At 44.1% G+C, this 18,958-nt stretch carries 15 protein-coding genes; 10 read left to right on the plus strand and 5 right to left on the minus strand.

Features of this window, described 5'->3' with window-relative positions:
• Positions 1–28: 28 nt before the first annotated feature.
• Positions 29–634, minus strand: a complete 606-nt coding sequence (locus tag R7Z47_RS04285; protein WP_053349380.1) for an alpha-ketoglutarate-dependent dioxygenase AlkB family protein — start codon at positions 632–634, stop codon at positions 29–31.
• A 132-nt stretch (positions 635–766) separates the two neighbouring features.
• On the opposite strand from R7Z47_RS04285, the gene R7Z47_RS04290 reads away from it, so the two are divergent.
• On the plus strand, positions 767–2,122 hold the full coding sequence (locus tag R7Z47_RS04290) for a sensor domain-containing diguanylate cyclase (protein WP_258644750.1): 1,356 nt from the start codon (positions 767–769) through the stop codon (positions 2,120–2,122).
• 387 nt (positions 2,123–2,509) lie between these two features.
• Here the strand turns inward: R7Z47_RS04290 and R7Z47_RS04295 are convergent, their stop codons facing one another.
• Positions 2,510–4,066, minus strand: a complete 1,557-nt coding sequence (locus tag R7Z47_RS04295) for a DUF3612 domain-containing protein (RefSeq protein WP_154204162.1) — start codon at positions 4,064–4,066, stop codon at positions 2,510–2,512.
• A 174-nt stretch (positions 4,067–4,240) separates the two neighbouring features.
• Here R7Z47_RS04295 and R7Z47_RS04300 point away from each other — a divergent pair, with 174 nt between their 5' ends.
• On the plus strand, positions 4,241–4,819 hold the full coding sequence (locus R7Z47_RS04300; protein ID WP_064354490.1) for a malate synthase: 579 nt from the start codon (positions 4,241–4,243) through the stop codon (positions 4,817–4,819).
• Between the two features lie 90 nt (positions 4,820–4,909).
• On the opposite strand, the gene R7Z47_RS04305 is transcribed toward R7Z47_RS04300, so the two are convergent.
• Entirely contained in the window at positions 4,910–5,923 is a 1,014-nt protein-coding gene (locus tag R7Z47_RS04305; protein ID WP_047102820.1) for a GGDEF domain-containing protein, read from the minus strand.
• 349 nt (positions 5,924–6,272) lie between these two features.
• On the opposite strand from R7Z47_RS04305, the gene R7Z47_RS04310 reads away from it, so the two are divergent.
• Genes R7Z47_RS04310 through R7Z47_RS04320 form a run of 3 tightly spaced genes read left to right on the plus strand, consistent with a single transcriptional unit; the run spans position 6,273 to position 9,876 of the window.
• Positions 6,273–7,625: a DASH family cryptochrome gene (locus R7Z47_RS04310; protein WP_005384162.1), complete on the plus strand. Its 1,353-nt coding sequence runs from the start codon at positions 6,273–6,275 to the stop codon at positions 7,623–7,625.
• Positions 7,625–9,169 carry a cryptochrome/photolyase family protein gene (locus tag R7Z47_RS04315; protein ID WP_138939785.1) on the plus strand — a complete coding sequence of 515 codons (1,545 nt, stop codon included), beginning with the start codon at positions 7,625–7,627 and terminating at the stop codon, positions 9,167–9,169. The genes R7Z47_RS04310 and R7Z47_RS04315 overlap by 1 nt, the downstream gene beginning before the upstream one ends.
• Positions 9,169–9,876: an SDR family oxidoreductase gene (locus R7Z47_RS04320; protein WP_017819732.1), complete on the plus strand. Its 708-nt coding sequence runs from the start codon at positions 9,169–9,171 to the stop codon at positions 9,874–9,876. The genes R7Z47_RS04315 and R7Z47_RS04320 overlap by 1 nt, the downstream gene beginning before the upstream one ends.
• Positions 9,877–9,937: 61 nt before the next feature.
• Here the strand turns inward: R7Z47_RS04320 and R7Z47_RS04325 are convergent, their stop codons facing one another.
• Positions 9,938–10,084 (minus strand): DUF2256 domain-containing protein, encoded by a 147-nt coding sequence (locus R7Z47_RS04325; RefSeq protein ID WP_005374142.1) that lies wholly within the window; start codon positions 10,082–10,084, stop codon positions 9,938–9,940.
• Between the two features lie 33 nt (positions 10,085–10,117).
• Positions 10,118–11,260 carry a peptide-methionine (R)-S-oxide reductase MsrB gene (gene msrB / locus R7Z47_RS04330; RefSeq protein ID WP_005374134.1) on the minus strand — a complete coding sequence of 381 codons (1,143 nt, stop codon included), beginning with the start codon at positions 11,258–11,260 and terminating at the stop codon, positions 10,118–10,120.
• A 202-nt stretch (positions 11,261–11,462) separates the two neighbouring features.
• Between msrB and R7Z47_RS04335 the strand changes: the two genes are divergently transcribed.
• From R7Z47_RS04335 to R7Z47_RS04355, 5 genes are all read left to right on the plus strand, one after another.
• Positions 11,463–11,861 (plus strand): OsmC family protein, encoded by a 399-nt coding sequence (locus tag R7Z47_RS04335; RefSeq protein ID WP_005374132.1) that lies wholly within the window; start codon positions 11,463–11,465, stop codon positions 11,859–11,861.
• Positions 11,862–11,990: 129 nt separating this feature from the next.
• Positions 11,991–12,545: a sugar O-acetyltransferase gene (locus R7Z47_RS04340; RefSeq protein ID WP_031780875.1), complete on the plus strand. Its 555-nt coding sequence runs from the start codon at positions 11,991–11,993 to the stop codon at positions 12,543–12,545.
• An 87-nt stretch (positions 12,546–12,632) separates the two neighbouring features.
• Positions 12,633–12,863, plus strand: coding sequence for a hypothetical protein (locus R7Z47_RS04345; protein ID WP_085569221.1), 231 nt, complete (start codon positions 12,633–12,635; stop codon positions 12,861–12,863).
• Positions 12,864–13,898: 1,035 nt separating this feature from the next.
• Entirely contained in the window at positions 13,899–14,768 is an 870-nt protein-coding gene (locus R7Z47_RS04350) for a hypothetical protein (protein WP_005384146.1), read from the plus strand.
• Between the two features lie 31 nt (positions 14,769–14,799).
• Positions 14,800–18,918: a M66 family metalloprotease gene (locus R7Z47_RS04355; RefSeq protein ID WP_318129843.1), complete on the plus strand. Its 4,119-nt coding sequence runs from the start codon at positions 14,800–14,802 to the stop codon at positions 18,916–18,918.
• Positions 18,919–18,958: the final 40 nt, after the last annotated feature.

Below are 18,958 nucleotides of genomic sequence, written 5' to 3' on the forward strand. Positions count from 1 at the left end.
AATATTAATTGAGAATGTAAAAGCTGAGTCAATAGTTGAAAATTTGCCTAAAAGTCAGGTTGATACGTTCATCTTTGGTTTTCGCGGTTTTTGGTACGCAGTGCTTCCAGTGATGCTGAAGCTCGCCAGCCATAATCAGTAAGGAGCCATGAGAAAGCTCGTATTCAATCTCAGTTTTACAATGTAAATTTCTAAGCAAAAATCGACGTGTTTCACCTAAGTTCAAAGATGCGATAACAGGGTTTCTCCCTAACTCTGGTTCATTATCTTGGTGCCAGCCCATTGAGTCTTGGCCGTGTCGATATAAGTTAGCGAGAACAGAATTAAAAGTGACATCAGCAACTGATTCACAACGCACTTTGAGCTGAGTTAACTCAGGAGTCCAAGGGTGAGGCTGCATGGTTAAGCCTGAGTAAGTATATGCTGCATCACCGTGCCACGCTTGTAAGCGAGGTTGAAGTACTGACTTGCCGAACATAGTAATGTGTTCTTGGTGCCATGGCAGTGTCTTTCGAAGTTGGTCAAAGTAATTATCCGCCTCAAGATGGTTAAGAAATTGAGGATCATAATAAAGTTTTCCTCTTTCTACTTCTTGCCATAGATCGCCGCCAAATAAATCGCCTTGTTGATGCATCATCTCACACCTAAAACATAAAAGTTGTCAATCACTGTTACCTTTCTGATTATGATTGGTTATTCTTGTGATAATAAGAATTTTAACAATAAATAAAAAATCTCGTAGTTGTATACGAGTTGTGGGGAGAAAATGCGTTATTTACCCAGAAAACGATGCTATTTTGCATTGTTCTTCCTCACCTTTTTCGCTTTGTGTATTGGGGTTATTGAGCTGTTAAATCGAAACCAGCAAGAGCTTCACAAAGAGCGAGTTCAAGTTGAGGCCAAAGAACAACTTTCCATTCTCCGTTCCAATTTGGAAGCGGTACTTATGGCGGATATCTACAAAGCCAGTACTTTAGCGACACTCATTACGTTACTTCCTAAAAATCAAGAAGAAGAATTGAGTATCGCCGCTCACCGAATCCTAAATAAAAGTAAACATATTACAATCATCGGTATCGCGAAAAATGATGTAATTAGTCATGTATTTCCACGCCAAGGTAATGAGCGCCTAATCGGCCTTGATTACCGCGCAGTGCCACAGCAGTGGGTACAGGTGCAAAAAGCCAAGGATGTACAAGAAATTTTCATCGCAGGGCCAGTGACTTTGATTCAAGGTGGCCGAGGTTTGATCGTGCGTGTGCCTGTTTTTCTTGATCCTCCAATGAATCAGGACTACTGGGGAGTGATCAGTGCGGTGATTGATTTCGATGCTCTGATGAGAGAAACCGGCGTAATTGATTTCTCGTATCGCTACCCTTTAATGATCCGTGGTTACGATAGCGGTGGCTCATTTGGTGATGCTTTCTTTGGCGCGCAAAGTTTAAATGGCATGGCATACGCAAAAGAGATGGTTCATTTTCCTTATGGTGGGTGGAGTATGGTGGTTTTCTCTGGAGGCAAAGCTGATCGCCAAATCTCTTGGCATCAGTTGCATTTAGCTAGAGTAATCGGCTATCCCATTATATTCGCACTTAGCCTCGCGCTGTTCGCCATTTATCGACTGTATACCATTGCAGATGACAGAGCTTTACACGATGAACTCACGCATTTACCAAACCGTCGCTATTTTATGAAGTTTTACAAGCAGCAGTTTGAAATAGCGAAACGTTATAAAAAGCGTTATAGCTTCGCCTTAATTAATATTGACCTAGATAGGTTTAAACACATTAACGACACCTATGGTCACGACGCAGGTGACAAAGTTTTAATCGCTACGGCTGAAAGGGTAAAAAGCTCTCTGCGTAAATCAGACATCGTGGCCAGAATGGGCGGTGATGAGTTCTTAGTTGTAGTTCATCACCCAGGAACGGAAGAAAATGTTCAGTCCCTTCTACAAAAACTTCGATTAGCGCTATGCTCGACGCCCGTCATTTACGATGAAACGCTTATCTATTTGAAAGCCAGTATTGGGTACGCGATATTTGACCCGCAAATGTCATCTCCTGAGCAAATGATGAAAATAGCCGATGAGAGAATGTATCAACAAAAGCATGGCGGATGAGCCTGAACCCAGTTTCAATAAGGGGTTAGAAGAATGGTAAAGTTGGGAGTCCGAAATCTCATCATCATTGAGGTGCAAGAATATGTGACTTCATATGTTCACAGACACTTTGCTGAGAGAGTCGTTATTAGCAGTGCATTAAGTGGCATATTTGCATAATGTTGCATTTTGCAAATGCAGTTTGCGAAATTAATGGTTAATAAAGCAACGATATGCATCTGGATCTACTAAAAAACGGCTTTTTTAAAGTTGGCACGCATCGTGCTTTACTTAGAGTGACCCTTATTAAGCCGAGGGTCACCTAGCCAACTGACGTTGTTAGTGAATACAAATTGTTCACAAGTATATACCGCCAATCACGTTTATTGTGATTGGCGTTTTTTCTTTCTAAAGTCCGATGATATTCACATCGTTGCCCGTCTCATCTGCTTCTCCGCACTTGCTGTAACAACTAGGTTGTCTTGGACAAACCGCCCCTCTGGAGCAGATTAACCTTGCTTGGGTTTGAATCCCGCGCTCTATCCAGTTGATGTTTAATATCTTAGCGATAGTCGTTAAGTCTTTTTTGATGTGGGGAGGAATAACACTACTTCCGCCGGAAGCGACACAAAGGGACTTAAGTTCTTCCGCTATGGAAACGGAATCGCCACCTTGTGCAGAAATGGCAGGGTTAAGATCAATACCGGCACATAGCACGCGATTATTCCCCGCAGGGTCAAATACGTTGACCGATTCGCAGCAGTAGATACGTGGCTCGTCGCCAACATTTAAAATCGAAATTTGCGCTGAACTGGTATCCAAAGGCTGGGAAAGGCGTCGGAATACCGCCCAGTGCTGGCAAGGGTCGTTCACTTTGCGCATGTTGCCCCAAGGCAATGGAATACCATTTCCGCGATACACGGCTTTTAACTTGCCGGGGCCATAGGCATCAAAATAGTGCCAATGAGGGTAAGGCGAGACCACCGTCATGCGACGCATTGCAACGGAAGGAGAAACGCCGGCCTTTTTGTGAACATCAATTTCGTAACCAGAACGGTCAAGCAACTGACGAAATGGTACTTTGGGGCAAAGCAAGGCACCAGCAAAAAAGCTGGACTCAAAATCACGCCAAGCTTGCAGGATATCTTGCGAATTGAGTTCAGAGTTCGACACAGGGCTGTCCATTTGCTCCCAATTGTTTTGATGCCCGATAGATAAAACGTTATTCATTGCATCGCTGCTATGGAGCACTCGATGGCCGATATATACCGCCAAGTCATACTTCAATCGGGTTGGATAGTCACGCATTCGTTTATTGAGATAAATAGTCCCAGGTGGCTCCATGAAAGACGTAATCAACTGTTTGGCGCTGACGCCCAGTTCATCAATCACATCTTGTGGCGCTCGATCTACCCAGCGGATATCCAATCCCATACTCTTTGCAATGTCTACGAGATCTTCTACAGATAGATTCAGCCGCTTCAAGCCGACCTCTTCGGCGGCGCGCTCTAAATCAGGAAAATGGTTTTGATGGTTTTCTTGGTGTGCGCGGATCAGTAAGTGGGCGAATTGACGCCCCGTGATACCTGTTTGGGAGAGCATTTCTGGTATCGCGATTTGAAGAATATCATTGGAAAACAGGAAGCTCGGCTCCAACGCCATGCCACTAATCCCGCCACGATTTCCTTTGTTGGGTGTGATGGCTTCTAATTCGGGTTCATCATCTAAAAACCACGCCGGATCTTTTTGAAAAACTTCCGCGATCACTTCGAGCATATCGATACTCGGTACGCGTTTGCCGCGCTCAATCATCGAAAGGTAAGAAACCGAAGGAGCGTACTCTGGATTAATTCTTACACAACGGGCAGACAAATCTTCCATCGTTAAATGGTTGTTTTTTCTTAGGTTACGAATTTTCGTACCAAGAAAATGAGACTGACGAATAAGGCTTTTTGACACAGACATTTTGTAAAATTCACATTGTAAAATTTTTGTTGTGAAATTGTAGTCAATATTTCGCTAGTCTACATAATGAGCAGGCAAGGAAATTAACCATCCACTTCACAGAATTGCCTGAAACTTAAATAAAGGATTTAAGTTTTTACTCTAGGACGAGTTTTTAAGTGCGAGGATATGACGATGAATATGCTGAACTTCGATAAAAAAGAGATGCAACAACAACAACGCCCATTTATCGCTGAAGCCGTATTTGCCGTCGAAGCGGTAAGTGCTGAGCAGCAGAGTGAGAAACAAGTAAAAGCGAAGCAACTCCTTGACCGCATGTTCCCATTGGAGAACGGGTCGCACCAAGATGTATCAAGTTACGTGATTGATTACCGCCATGTTTTGGCTTATTTCAAAGACGGTACACACAGCGGCCTGAAAAGCCCGAAACATTTTGTGGCGTACACTGGTGGAAAGGAAGATCCAAAGTCGATTTTGTTTAAAGATGATTCGGGCAATCATGTAGAAGTGCTGTTTGGCTGTCACAAAGGCACTGGTTGCGTGGAATTAGTGGACATTGACGATATTCAATTAGAAACTCGCACGACGTTTCATCCTGAACTAACTGGCAATGCACCAACCGCGATGCGCCATTGGATAAGTCTAATCAAAGGCGACAAAAAAGGTAAGCCGATGGCATGCAGTGAAGATAAAGAATATACCGCAAAAAATGGTGACGACTACATTCTAAGTTACTGTTACAGCGTCGATTAAGATACTCATGATTGGATACAAAACCCCCGCACTTTACAGCGCGGGGTTTTCTTTTTCATCGTAAAAGTCGTTTTCGCTTAGTCAGTTTATTTAAATTGGCATCACGCGGTTACGACCGAGTTGTTTTGCTTCATAAAGCTGTTTATCGGCTTTATTGATTAAGGCTTCAGGCGTATCACCCGGCTCAAATTCTGCTACCCCAAAAGAAGCGGTAATGCTGTGAACTTGTGTGCCTGAGCGCTTATCTCTGATACGCAGTTTTTCTATCATCCGGCGTAGTGTGTCTGCATATTGGCGAGCAATTCGCAGAGATTTGTTAGGTACAATTAACGCGAATTCTTCACCACCAAAACGGTACGCACATATCCCATCTCGACAACTTTGTTGTAGCCGGCGGGCAATGGCTTTTAATACTGTATCGCCAAAAAGGTGCCCGTAATTGTCGTTAAATGATTTGAAATGATCGATATCAAGCATGATCAAGGTCATTGCCTGATTTGATGCAATAAGTGAAGAGAGATCTTTGTCAAATGCTCGGCGGTTGTATAGGTTTGACAAACCATCGAACAACGCATCTTGCTGTACTTCAGCCAGTTGGTTTTTGAGGCGAGAAATTTCTTCACTCGCGTTAGTCAATTGGCTATTCAAAAACTTTGTTGAGTGACGAATTTCGTGTGACTCTGCGACAAGTTGACGAATCACTACCATCACTTCTTCAATGCTTAGGCTATTGTCCTCAACTTTTTCCAGTTTATTAAAGCTTTTGTCTACCATCTCAGAAAAGGAGGAAGTATCTGAAATCGTATCGCTCATTGAACTGGATACTTCGTGTAGCAGAACTTCTACATTGGTTCTAAGATCTTCAAGGCTGGTTTCTGCTTTGCTGGCCACATAGTTGTTGTAAAGCTGTTTATTGGTTGCTGGCGGGCAAATACCGTAGTTTTCTAACACCATGTCTAACTCAAAGTTGAGTTCTGGAATGGTCTTGTCAACGTAGGTATACCAAAGCGCGTAGTTGGCTGGCGTGGCAGCAACATGGTTTTTGATCATCAGTGGGACCGCTTTTTTTAAATTAGCGGTTGATTTCTTAAACTCGTCGGTCATTTCTGCGATGGTACTAGCAAAATGGGATTGGGCTTAGATTAACGGATATTAACTAATGTCGCTTTAATTTTTATCACTTTTGCATGGTTTATATAGAAAATGAGTGATTAAGATCGTGATCAATACCGTTGGATTCGAATTTTATAAAATATCAGTATGAAACATGTACAGGCATTTGGTGGTATTGCGTGTTTTGAGATATCCAGCAAATGGATTCTGTGTAAACGTTAGTAACCTAATGATCGTCAAACTCTCGTTTTCGTATAAAAGCAAGTAAATCAAAAGGCTTAACGTCAGGGTCTCCGTGAAAAGAACTCGTAGACGAAGAATTAACATCTGAGGGTGCGAATTGAAAAAGAAAATAGGACTTTATTGGTTCACGAACGACTTGCGATTGCACGACAACCCACTGTTGAAAAGCGCCAGTGTAGAAATGGACGAGTTAATTTGCTTGTATTGCTACCCTTCAATGACGCCTTACTTGCATCACTTTGCGCAGGAAGCCTCTTTCGGGCGCGCGAAATTGCAGTTTCTCGACTCATCGCTTAGTGAACTCAATCAATCTTTGAATCACCTTGGTCAGCGATTATGGGCGGTTGAACTAACGCCCGATCAAGCAATCAAGTATGCTGTTAATCGCTTCGGCGTCACACATATATATGCTGACGCCTTTCCCGGTTCGGATGAGCAACAAGCGTTAGATCGCGTAGCTGAAGGCGCTTCTCATGTAAAAATAAAACAGCAAGCAATCCGGACCCTGTTAAGGGAAGAACAACTGCCATTTGACTTGAGCAATCTGCCTACCACTTTCACGCAGTTTAGAAAGCAAGTTGAAGGTTTAGACATCTCTCGGCCCCACGAGAGTATCCGTTCGTTACCTCCAATTCCTTTAGGTGTGAATCTTCCTTCCGTTACTGCATATTACTTTGACGCAAAAGCTGCGTTTCATGGTGGAGAAAGCCGCGGGCTTGAACATTGTCGCCAGTATTTTGCTTCCACACTAGCCAGTGAATACAAACAAACACGCAACGGTTTAGATGGCATGGATTACTCCACCAAGTTCTCTCCTTGGTTAGCTCATGGGTGCGTTTCTCCGAAAACTATTTATGCCATGTTGAAACGTTATGAAGCGGAGAATGGTGCAAATGATTCAACCTACTGGATTTACTTCGAACTGCTTTGGCGTGAATACTTTTATTGGTATGCCCGTCGACACAAGCGACAGCTCTTCCGATTCGGTGGCATCCAAAATCGAGCACCACTCACCAGCTTTTACGCGCACCGTTTTCAACAATGGAAGAAAGGTGAAACGCCATTTCCTATCGTCAATGCGTGTATGCACCAACTTAATGAAACGGGTTATATGTCGAATCGTGGCAGACAGTTAGTTGCCAGTTGTTTGGTGCATGAGCTTGGCCTCGATTGGCGTTATGGCGCGGCGTACTTTGAGTCACAACTGGTCGATTACGATGTGGCATCAAACTGGGGAAATTGGCAATACTTAGCAGGCGTTGGTGCTGATCCGCGTGGTTCACGACAATTCAACCTCGAAAAGCAAACCGAAATGTACGACCCGCACATGGAGTTCATCGATAGGTGGCAAGGTCGTTGTCCTGGCGCGCATTTGGATAGTGTAGACATGGTCGATTGGCCGATTGTGATGGGTAGCAGTGACAAAGCTTCGTCATCGGAGAAACCGTAATGCAATTTGAAACCGTACGATTGATCTTGGGCGATCAACTTAACAGTGAGCACTCTTGGTTTCAGCAACCGGATGAGCAAGTGCTTTACCTGATTGCGGAGCTCAAGCAAGAGAATACTTACGTCACGCATCATATTCAGAAAGTGTGTGCGTTCTTTTCCGCAATGGAACAGTTTGCGAAAGAGCGTCAGAGTGAAGGTCACCAAGTTCTGCACCTCACGTTGGATGACACACAATCCTTCGACGATCTTGAGCAAGTCTTGCAACACTACGCGAGTGAAGTTGGTGCAAGTAAGTTTGAATATCAACGCCCGGATGAATACCGTCTTCTGGAGCAGTTAGCCAAACTAAAGCTTGATGGGGTCGTGACGCGTTGTGTCGACTCGGAACATTTTTTGTTGCCGTTTGAGGAAATAGAATCGCAGTTTCCTCAAGGTAAACACATCATGATGGAGCACTTTTACCGCCGTATGCGCAAGCGCTTCGACATCTTGATGCAAGACGGAAAGCCCGTCGGCGGAAAATGGAATTACGATGCCAATAATCGTAACAAGCTCAAAGCCAAAGACATTGAACAACTGCCACAACCTTTGATGTTCAGTACTGACATCCACGGCATTATTGAGCGGCTGGCACGACATGACATCAAAACCATCGGAAATCTCGAAGGGGACTTGTTGTGGCCGATTAATCGCGCGCAAAGCCTCTCTTTACTCGCGCATTTCTGCCAAGTCTGTCTGCCGTTATTCGGACGTTTTCAAGATGCCATGACAGGCCAGCACGACGCTAAGTGGAGCTTGTATCACAGCCGAATTTCATTCTCGCTTAACAGCAAATTACTGCACCCGAGAGAAGTCATTGATGCTTCACTCAAGGCATTTCATTCCAACGCGGACATCGACATTTCTCAAGTTGAAGGGTTTATTCGCCAAATCTTAGGATGGCGAGAGTACATTCGAGGGGTCTATTGGGCGAACATGCCTCATTACCCGAAAAACAACGAATTGGGCGCAGAAAGAAAGCTGCCAGATTTCTTCTGGAATGGTGAAACTAAAATGGCTTGTATGCGCAATGCGATTGGGCAGTCCCTCGATTACGCCTACGCACACCACATCCAACGATTGATGGTCACTGGTAACTTTTGCTTGCTAACCGAGATCGACCCAGATCAAGTGGATGAGTGGTATCTCGGTATCTATGTTGATGCGATTGAATGGGTCGAAATGCCGAACACACGTGGCATGGCATTGTTTGCGGATGGCGGCATTGTTGGCACCAAACCTTACGCGGCGAGTGGTTCTTACATCAACAAAATGAGCGACTACTGTAAGGGTTGCTATTACGACAATAAGGCGAGGAGTGGGGAAGGATCGTGTCCGTTTAACAGCCTTTATTGGCGCTTTATGAACAAACACGACAAGCGCCTCGCAGCCAATCCACGAATCGGGATGATTTTCCGCTCTTGGGACAACATGGAAGAACAACAACGCCAAGCGATTCTTGATACCGCAGAGCACTACATAGAAAACGTGGAGAACTTGTGATGGAAATACTCATCGTCGGTGGCAATGGTGGAATTGGTTTGGCGATGGTGAGAGAAGCCGCAGCTCGGTTTCCTCAAGCTCGCGTGCATGCCACTTATCGTAAGCAGCAACCAGATTGGCAACACCCAAATGTCGTTTGGCATCAAGTGGATGTATCGCAAGACGAGCAGGTAAAAGCGTTCAGTGAGCAGATTGAACACGTCGATTGGTTGGTGAACTGTGTTGGTATGTTGCACACCCAAGAGAAAGGTCCTGAGAAGAATCTTAGCTCGCTCGACGCAGACTTCTTTCAGCAAACCATCACGGTTAATACTTTGCCAAGTTTGCTGTTGGCGAAATACTTCACGCCCAAGCTAAAGCGCAGTACTGCACCCAAGTTTGCGACCATTTCGGCCAAAGTTGGCAGCATTAGCGATAATCAGTTAGGTGGTTGGTACAGCTATCGAGCATCGAAAGCCGCATTAAACATGTTCCTAAAAACCATGTCGATCGAATGGCAAAGAGTGGTCAAACATGGCACGGTGCTTTCACTTCACCCTGGCACCACAGATACCGCTTTGTCGGCACCTTTTCAAACCAATGTCCCAGAGGGAAAGTTGTTCACGCCAGAGCGAGTTGCTAAGGATTTATTAGGCTTGATAGAAAAAGCAACCCCGCAAGATAGCGGGGCGTTTTGGGCTTATGATGGGACGTTATTACCTTGGTAAGAAAACGCGTACAAACGTTAATACAAATGAAATAACATACTCCAGAGAGGGTCGGAGTGACCTACGTTTTCGTTGATTTATTTCTTCGGCAACGCTCAGAACAATAAACGATTTCCTCCCAATTTCGCGCCCACTTCTTTCTCCAAGAAAATGGGCGCTGACAGACCGGACAGACTTTCATGGGAAGGTTGGATTTAAAACCTTTCATCGCGCTGAATGTTCACTCCTAATTTGGTTAAAACTACTTATCAAATAGGTACAGGTAATCGCCGTAGCCTAAACTCGCCATCTTGTTCACAGGTACAAATTTCATCGCAGCAGAGTTCATACAATAGCGTAATCCCGTCGGCTTCGGACCATCTTTAAACACATGACCTAGGTGTGAATCACCAAACTTACTGCGGATCTCCGTTCTAGGGTAGAGCAGTTTATAATCGGTTTTCTCCACGATGTAACCCGGGTTAATTGGTCGAGTAAAGCTTGGCCAACCTGTGCCAGATTTGTATTTATCAGTAGAAGAAAATAGCGGTTCACCGGTCACAATATCCACATAAATTCCCGCTTCTTTGTTGTCCCAGTATTCATTATCAAACGGACGCTCCGTGCCTTCTTCTTGCGTCACGTAATACTGTAGCTCTGTTAAGTTTGATTTGATTTCAGACTGAGCAGGTTTACTGTACGCTTTCACTTTCGAAAGCAGCTTTTTTTCTTCAATCAACTGTCGAAGTGTTTTAGGACTTTCTTTTCGATCTTCACCAAATACTTCGTCGAGATATTTATCGCGACCTGATGCGTAGCGGTAGTATTTGTACTTCAAGCTACTCTTCTTGTAGTAATCCTGATGGTACGACTCCGCAGGGTAAAACTTTTCAAACTCGATCAGCTCTGTTTTCAACGGTTTTGGATAGATCATCGCCTTGTCGATTTCCATCATAAACTGCTTAGCAATCTGCTTTTGCTCCGCATTATGGTAGAAGATCGCTGGACGGTATTGAGGACCACGGTCAACAAATGAACCTTTATCGTCGGTAGGGTCGATATGACGGAAGAAGTAGTCCAGCACTTGCTCGTAGTTCACGACAGCAGGATCGTACTTCACCTCAATCACTTCAATATGACCAGATTTACCAGAAGAGACTTGGCGGTAAGTCGGGTTTTCAATATGACCACCTGAATAACCTGATACAACATCGATTACGCCGGGCAGTTGCTCTAAATCCGATTCTGTACACCAGAAACAACCGCCAGCTAGCGTTGCGATTCTTGTATTCTCTGAAGCCTTCAGCTTATCCATCGTATCGGCGGTACCTGTTTTACTCAATAGTAGAAACAAGACTGGAAGTGCGAAGGAGAAACCGGCCAATAACTTAGACATATTCTTCATAGCTACCTCATCGTTATTTTTGTAGAAAGTGTTACTTAAATAAAAAGTGTTACGTATAGAGAAAGGTAACCGAGCGAAAAAATTACAGTAATGTTGAAAATTCCGTTGCCCTTTTATGCGATAGAGCTAAAGTATCGACAAGAAACACACCGCTAGTAAGGGCAACGATGCCTTGAATAAGCGATGCTAAATGAGGTAAATCATGCAAGCTGAAGTTAAATGGATAGAAGATTTTAAATTCCTTGGGCAATCTCAGTCGGGCCACTCCGTAGTGATGGATGGCAATGGTGGTGCAACCGCACCAAGCCCAATGGAAATGGTACTAATGGCTGCTGGTGGCTGTAGCTCTGTCGATGTTGTTGATGGTTTGAAAACAGCAGGCCAAAAGGTTTCGTCAGTTAATGCCAAGCTAACCACAGAGCGTCGTGAAACCGCACCGCGTATCTTTACGCAAGTGAATATCCACTTTGAAGTGTCAGGTGACGAGCTTGACCCAGAAGTCGTAGCAAAAGTGGCGGCTGACTCGCTAGAAAAATACTGCTCGGTTTGCTTAATGCTAGGCGAAGGTGTTGAGATGACCCACAGTTGGGAAATTGTGTAAGTTGACAGACTCCACAAAATATAAAAACAGGAAAGAGAAAAGTCCGGGCTTTTCTCTTTTTTTATTTCGCAGTTCACGTACCTTGTGAAGAATCTGAAAGCAGTAATTGCAGGTTGTAGGAGTCTTCCAGTGACAGAACTAGAAAAAATGATGTCTGGCCAGGTCTTTGATGGCATGGACAAAGAAATTGACGCCATTAGAAGCCATGCTCTTCAAGCACTTAGAGCACTTAATAATAACACCGACGAAAGTCAGCGCGACGAATTGCAAAAGCAGCTATTTGGCAAGGTAGGCCGTTGTATTGTCCAGTCCCCTTTTCATTGTGAATTTGGTAAGACCATCGAAATAGGTGAAGAAACCTTTATCAACATGAACGTGGTCATGCTCGATGGTGCCAAAATTACCATCGGGAACCACGTGCTCATTGGACCGAGCGTGCAATTTTATACCGCTTCTCATTCTGTTGATTACCGCAGTCGCCGACGTTGGGAAACGTTTTGTAAACCCATCACGATTGAAGATGATGTGTGGATTGGCGGTAACTCCGTCATTAACCAAGGTGTAACAGTTGGCGCTCGTTCGGTTATTGCGGCGAACTCGGTAGTCAACCATGATGTGCCGCCAGATTGTCTATACGGAGGCACGCCAGCTAAGTTGATTCGTCGTCTCAACGAAGAAGAGTAAGAATCGATAGTGATGGCATGATGACTCGCTTTACAGGCGTAAGAGAATCATGCCAGCAGAAAGGGATAATTCATCAAGGAGTCTAAGATGTCGAACAAGACAGAAGTCCTCATGTGCCCTACATGTGGGGTAGAAACGCATCATGTCGTGGTGTTAGTTAGAAAAAAAAGTGGTTTTGAAGGTGATAAAAATCGCAAAAAGAAAGAGTTCATCGCTGGCTTTCTCAAAAGTGTAGTATTCGGCGCCTTCCTTGCCTCTATGGATGAATTTGAACGTCATTTGATCTGCGAAAACTGTGGTCATAAAACCATTCAATAGTAACTGATAGTCCTTCTTTCTCTGCATAAGTTCATAAGTGCGGTTTGAAGCACTGGTTATTCAAGTCGCATCATCCTCTTTTAGTGCTTTTGCTCTTCTTGTGTTCCTCTCTCAAATATGAGTCACATCAGTACGCATTTTAACCGCTTGGATACAGATAACTCACTGCTATATATAATAAATTTTGGTGGGAAATACGTGTTTCAGCTCGATGTTTAAACTCTGTTCTATCGACACGTTTTGGGTCAGTAAACACTTAAATTTCGTTTGCTTTATGTTGTATGTAGCGCAATTGTGTGAAATTGGTCACATTAACGTTTAATTTATAAAAAAATAATTAATGAATAGTAATTCACAAATATGCTGACCGTATGTGCTATTTAGTTTTGATTTATCTTTTGTGTATTCACTTGGTGAATGTTTTTTTGTTTTTAGATTGACTAAAGATTTGATTTTCTATTCAAACTTGTGAAAGGTTGAATGGATATATTAGAAAACATGAATTTGATCTTGTTTCTATCTTTTGTTTTAAATGCGAAATTCATTATTAACAACGGATGGTTTTGATGATTTCTCTTATGTGTATCCCACCAATTTTAGAAATTGAAAATTAAACTCTCTCAATACAATAACGACTAAAATTAAACGGAATGATGTTCTTGTATTTTTATTGTATTTTAACTTATACATTTTTACTCATTCATTTTAACTGTTTTTGTTGATTTTAAGTTGTTGATAATAATTGTCTTTTAACTTTTGTTTTAATGACGTTGCTTTGCTGCTTCTTTAATGTTGTGGTGTATGGCTTTATTTATAAAAAGTCATTTTAAAGTACGTTTTTAAGCAAAGTAGAACGCAACAATACTCAGATAAATAGTATTAAAAAGTTAAATAAGGATTTAACCATAAGAGTAATTTTATGGTTGATAGGTTTATTGGGGTTGATTATCTGAATTTTTATGGAATTTCATCCCAATAATCTGTTTGTCTTTAAGTTTATTCAAATGAACTTAATTCTCATGGAAGTTTCAAAACATGCAGCACACAACAAAGTGGATGATGACGCCGCTTGCAATGTTGTTGGGTACGCTGTTTTCAGCGCCATCATTCGCGGTGGAAACGAGTGTAATTGATAGCACTAGCACGCCTGAATCTACACAAAATGAAGGAGATACGTCCTGTATTGTTTGTAAGTTTAGTGGGGCCGTTTACCTATCTTACGATACAAACATTTACGATAAAGACGACTACCGTTCTGTCCGCAATTTCTCGTGGGGAGGCGATCTCGTTTATTCCTTTTCGAGCGACACAAAAGCCTATTTTTCTACGGGGGGCTATCGTGCCCTAGAAGATGAAGTCGGCACCTACGCGACAGATTCGGTGTTGGGCTTGCAATACACGAACCTATATCGCTTTGGAGATACAGGGAAAATCGGCGTTGCGGGTCAGCTCACCATTCCAACTTCAGAAACATCTCGTAAAGATGAACTGCACACCGCGGTTCGTTTAGATGTGCCGATCTCTTTTTCAGCTTGGAGCGTCGATTTTTCGGTTTCGCCAAGACTGAGAAAAAATTTCCACGAATACAAAACCATGGGTGGACGCTCGCTGACTGAGTGGACTTACTCGTTGTTTGCTGTTGCGGAAAAGTCGTGGGAATCGTTCGCAGTGGGGATTACGGCGTTAGGTGGTAACAGCATCAGTTATCAAGGTACGCGCAGAAGCAGTTGGCAGTATGAGGGGGCGTTGTACGGCACATACGAGTTTGATGAAAGCTGGTCATTGCTACTCGCGGCATCATCAACGGGTTTCTATCAAGATGCAGAGCGAGGCACCTTGGGCAACATCGATTTGTTGGACCAAGAGAAAGCGTCTTACATCGTGACAGTGACTTACTCCTTCTAGGAAAACTACAACAATTAAGGATATCCAAATAATGTTTAAAAAATTGACTCTGGTGTCAGCAATAACGGCCGCACTTGCAGGCTGTGGCGCAGATGATCAGGCGTATGACTATGTCGAAAGAGATGCAAAAGAAGTCGCAGTAAAAGATCTTAAAGACGGTCGTTGGTTTTACGTTCCGACGACTGGTGCCGCTCCACGCTTTGCTCTTAACCAATTCCCATTCTTACAAGGTTCACCTCGTTACGTTGAGCTTTGTTTTACCAAAGAAGGTCTGGAAGTTCGCAGTTACGATAAAAACTACCCAGACGCGCATCTAAGCAAAGATGCTAATAACTACTGCGGTGAAGAGAAATTTGTCGCAGACGACGACGGCGTTAACTTCGCGCAAGTGCTGACGATTCCGGGTGACTTTGCGGCGTATCGCTGTCAAGAAGACGCGCATGGTGATTGCACCAACAAAGAAGAAACCAACGAAGACGCAAGCCTAAACTACAAGAAGAAAACCCACTTCACTCCTCGCCCTGAAGATCTCGAAATTGCAGAATTCAATATGGAAGATCTGTATGGCATTACCGAGGGCATTGATGAAATTGGCGCACCACGATTGATCTCGTGGGACTTTGACCCTAAAAACGGTCTTCTCAATTTCGAACTAGAGCGCACGTTCCGTATCGATTTAGATAATATTTCTGACTACATCAACTTTGCAACGAAAGCGAGCTTGGATGAAGCGCTTGTGGATGGCGCGTTTAAATCTCGTTTCTACTACTCGTTAGTGCACGAAAGTGAAGTGGCAACCGAAGGTTACCAACCGATCTTGTACCCAGTGGGTGATGAGAACGACATTGGTTTCTTCACCACATCGACGAAAAAGCTTAACCCAGTCACGAATAAATACGACCGTGATGTGGTTTACCTCAATCGTTTCAACCCAGATCAAGGCTCTATCAAATATTACTTGAGCGACAATTTCTTTGAAGAGAAGAACAAGTTGTTCTTGGATGCAACGCTGCAATCGATCGACAAGATGAACCAAGCGCTGAATGTATTTGGGGCGGATGCAGGCAAGCCTGAAATCGAGATTGTGAACAAAACCAAAGCGGCTGGTATTCACCCAGGAGATCTGCGTTACAACGTGATTAACCTGATTGACGAGCCTTTAGCTAACGGTCTGCTTGGCTATGGCCCGTCGGTTTCTAACCCGATGACGGGGGAAATCATCAAAGGCCACGTGAACCAATACGCAGGCGTTGCAAGAACGGGTGTGCTTTTCTATTGGGATAACTTGGCGCGTTTCTATAATCGTAATCAACTGGACTTAGATGGCTTAGATCCATTGCCAACCAGCAGCGAATCTGTGAAAACAGAAGTTGCGGATAGAATTGAAGCGCTTTCTACAATGGCGGCGATGGCGAGCCTGAAATCGGATGAAAACATTCATGCGCCGCTCGTTTCAAAAGAAGACATCGTTTCTGGAAAAGCAGCGACGAAGAGCCCAACTCAGCTAATGAAAAACGTCAATGATGACATGGAGTTTGAAAAGGTGGTTGAAGCTGAAGAGAACCGTTTGTCTTTCTGGGCAGAGAACAACGTCTATCCAATCGAAGCGTCGTGGGTTTCTTCAACCAACAAGGCCATGTTGGACAACTTGAAGTTGGATGACGAGCGTTACTTTGAGATCAAACTTGATGACGCAGGTAACGAAGTATCGCGTCAGCTTAAGCGTTGGAAATACCTGCCAAAAGAGTTGCAAGTGAAAGCCGCAGATGCGATTACGGTTGCGACTTACAGCAATACGCTTGTTCACGAGCTTGGTCATAACATGGGTCTGCGCCATAACTTTAAAGGCTCAAATGACAAAGCGAACTACTACACGCTAGAGCAAGCGCATCAACTCGGCTTGAACAACATTCCTGCTTACAGTTCGACAATGGACTACGCACCAAGCATGTTGGATGAAACGCCAACTTGGGGTCTGTACGACATTGCGGCGTTTAAGTTCGGCTACGGCCGTAAAGTCGAGACGATTCAAGATTCTTCAGGTTCAGCTCCTGCACCTGTTGCGAAACCGGCAGACAGTGCGAGCGATGAAGACAAAGCGGCATATGCTCGTTACCTCGCTGATCAGCAAGCCTACCAACAAAGCTTTGCATACAAGTTTGGCAACAATCCAGACAACACATCGCTGATGGTGTGTTCTGAAGTGAAGGCGCTAACGGGGGACGAGAAAGGCAAATCACTCTACAACTGTGACTTTAGCCGATTCGATATCGCTGCGTTGTCTGATGATCCTGAACTGAATGCGAAAACTCGTTATGGCGCACTTTACTACCTAGATAAAGTGAATGAAATTGAGCGTAAGTCTTACGATTTCTGTACCGATGGGAACGTTTCTCTAAACAGCGACTGTAACCGTTTTGACGAAGGTACAAACCTAGAAGAAATTGTTTCTTACGAGTGGCAGAACTATCTCGATAGCTATGATCGACGCAACTTGGAGTTATATGGGACCACAGGATTATTCTCGTCCGATTATCCTGGTTACTTAGTGCGCCGTTACATGGAAATGAGCGCTATCCGTGACAAGATGGAAGATCTTGAGCGCATCGATAACCTGTACACCAATTTAGGTTACACTTCGTCAACGGATAAGCCGGGTGATTTCTTATTGCGCCTTGCTTCAAACCCTCAATACTGTAGCGAAGGCAAAGCCGATAACTCATGGTTCTGTGATTATGCGAATGGGGCGAAAAAATCCGCGGCGTTCTTCCTTGATATCTTGCGCACACCAGAGCATCAATGTGTGATAGAAAATGCGGCAGGCAACCAAAAAGTGATTTCTTTTGGTCAACTGTTAGACAACAACTCACACCAAATTCCGGCTGATTACGATCTTTCAACAGCCAGCTGTTTTGATGATTTGGCAGCACGCTTTATCGAAGATTCAGATGAGGGCTATATAGCTGTTGCGGAAACTGCGAATGGACGCTTCCTAAACTCAATTGGTAGCTTTGACCCGGATTACCCTTGGTCAAATGCGGTGTCTGTGTTGGGTAACTGGCCAGACAAAGCGCTTGCGAGCCACTTCTTAGCACGTCGATTCTCGAACCGTTTTACCGATGAGGTGAGCTTTGCATCGCTGCTTGATATCCCTGGGGTGCAAGCTGAATACGAAGACATCATGGGCAACATCGTGGCAAATGATGCGTTAAATACGCCAGTTAAATTGGTGGGTAAAGACGGTAAGGAATACACCAATCTAAAAGGTGTTACCGTGAACCTACACATCACTGAGCAAATGGAGTCCCTACCACCAATGCCTCGTGGTATTGCAAGGTTCCTTGATATTGGCGCAGAAGGTCGCGGACGTGTTGGCGATGTCATCTTGAGAATGGGTGTGCGCCAAATGAAGTCTTACGACTACACAGTGAAGACTCGTGGTCAATCTCAGTTTGATACGTTTACGAAGCAACAAGACCGCTACGGTATTATCGCGGGTGACAAGGTTGAGTTTGTTATCGACGGCGAGAAGTTTGTGGCAACAAAAGCAAACAAGCTGGCTTACGACTACGCAAATCAACTGGTGACGTCCAAAGGTTACGATCTAAAAACGTACCTAGATAGCTATGAGCATGCAACACTAAACAAGGTTGCAGAGAGCATCGATAGCGCTTGGGGGCCATTCCGAACAGCGATTGTCCCAGCGTTCCACGATCCTGTATTGCTGCTGGATGCGCCAATGGTCAACGCAATGAAGCGAACCATTGATGCGGATATCGCGGCAGGTGTGCTGTCGTTCAGCCAGTCTTTCATCAACTTTACGACAGCGAATGTGACTTCGGGTGATTTGGTCATCGATGCAACTTCGGGCACATTGAGCTACAAAGGTGGTAAAGCGCACGATGAGCTGAAAGCGTTCGAAGCTTACACTGATGCGATGCTTTTGATTTACAACGATCACGCCGAAGACATGATGTTCGCGGTCGACAATGTGTACGCAGGGTACATGGCGTCTTCAGATGCTGACAAAGAACTTTGGCTGAAAGATCTCAATATGATTCAAGCGTATTTGCGTGGTGATATTGGCGCTGTAGCTGGTGATTACTACAAGATGCTTGATCGCCTACCAACGGCAGTGAGTTTCCAGTAAATAACTCTTAATTCACTCATACAAAGGCCTGCAGCAATGC

Origin of the sequence: Vibrio sp. 1641, from assembly GCF_033339995.1 — a bacterium.
GTDB lineage: Bacteria > Pseudomonadota > Gammaproteobacteria > Enterobacterales > Vibrionaceae > Vibrio > Vibrio alginolyticus.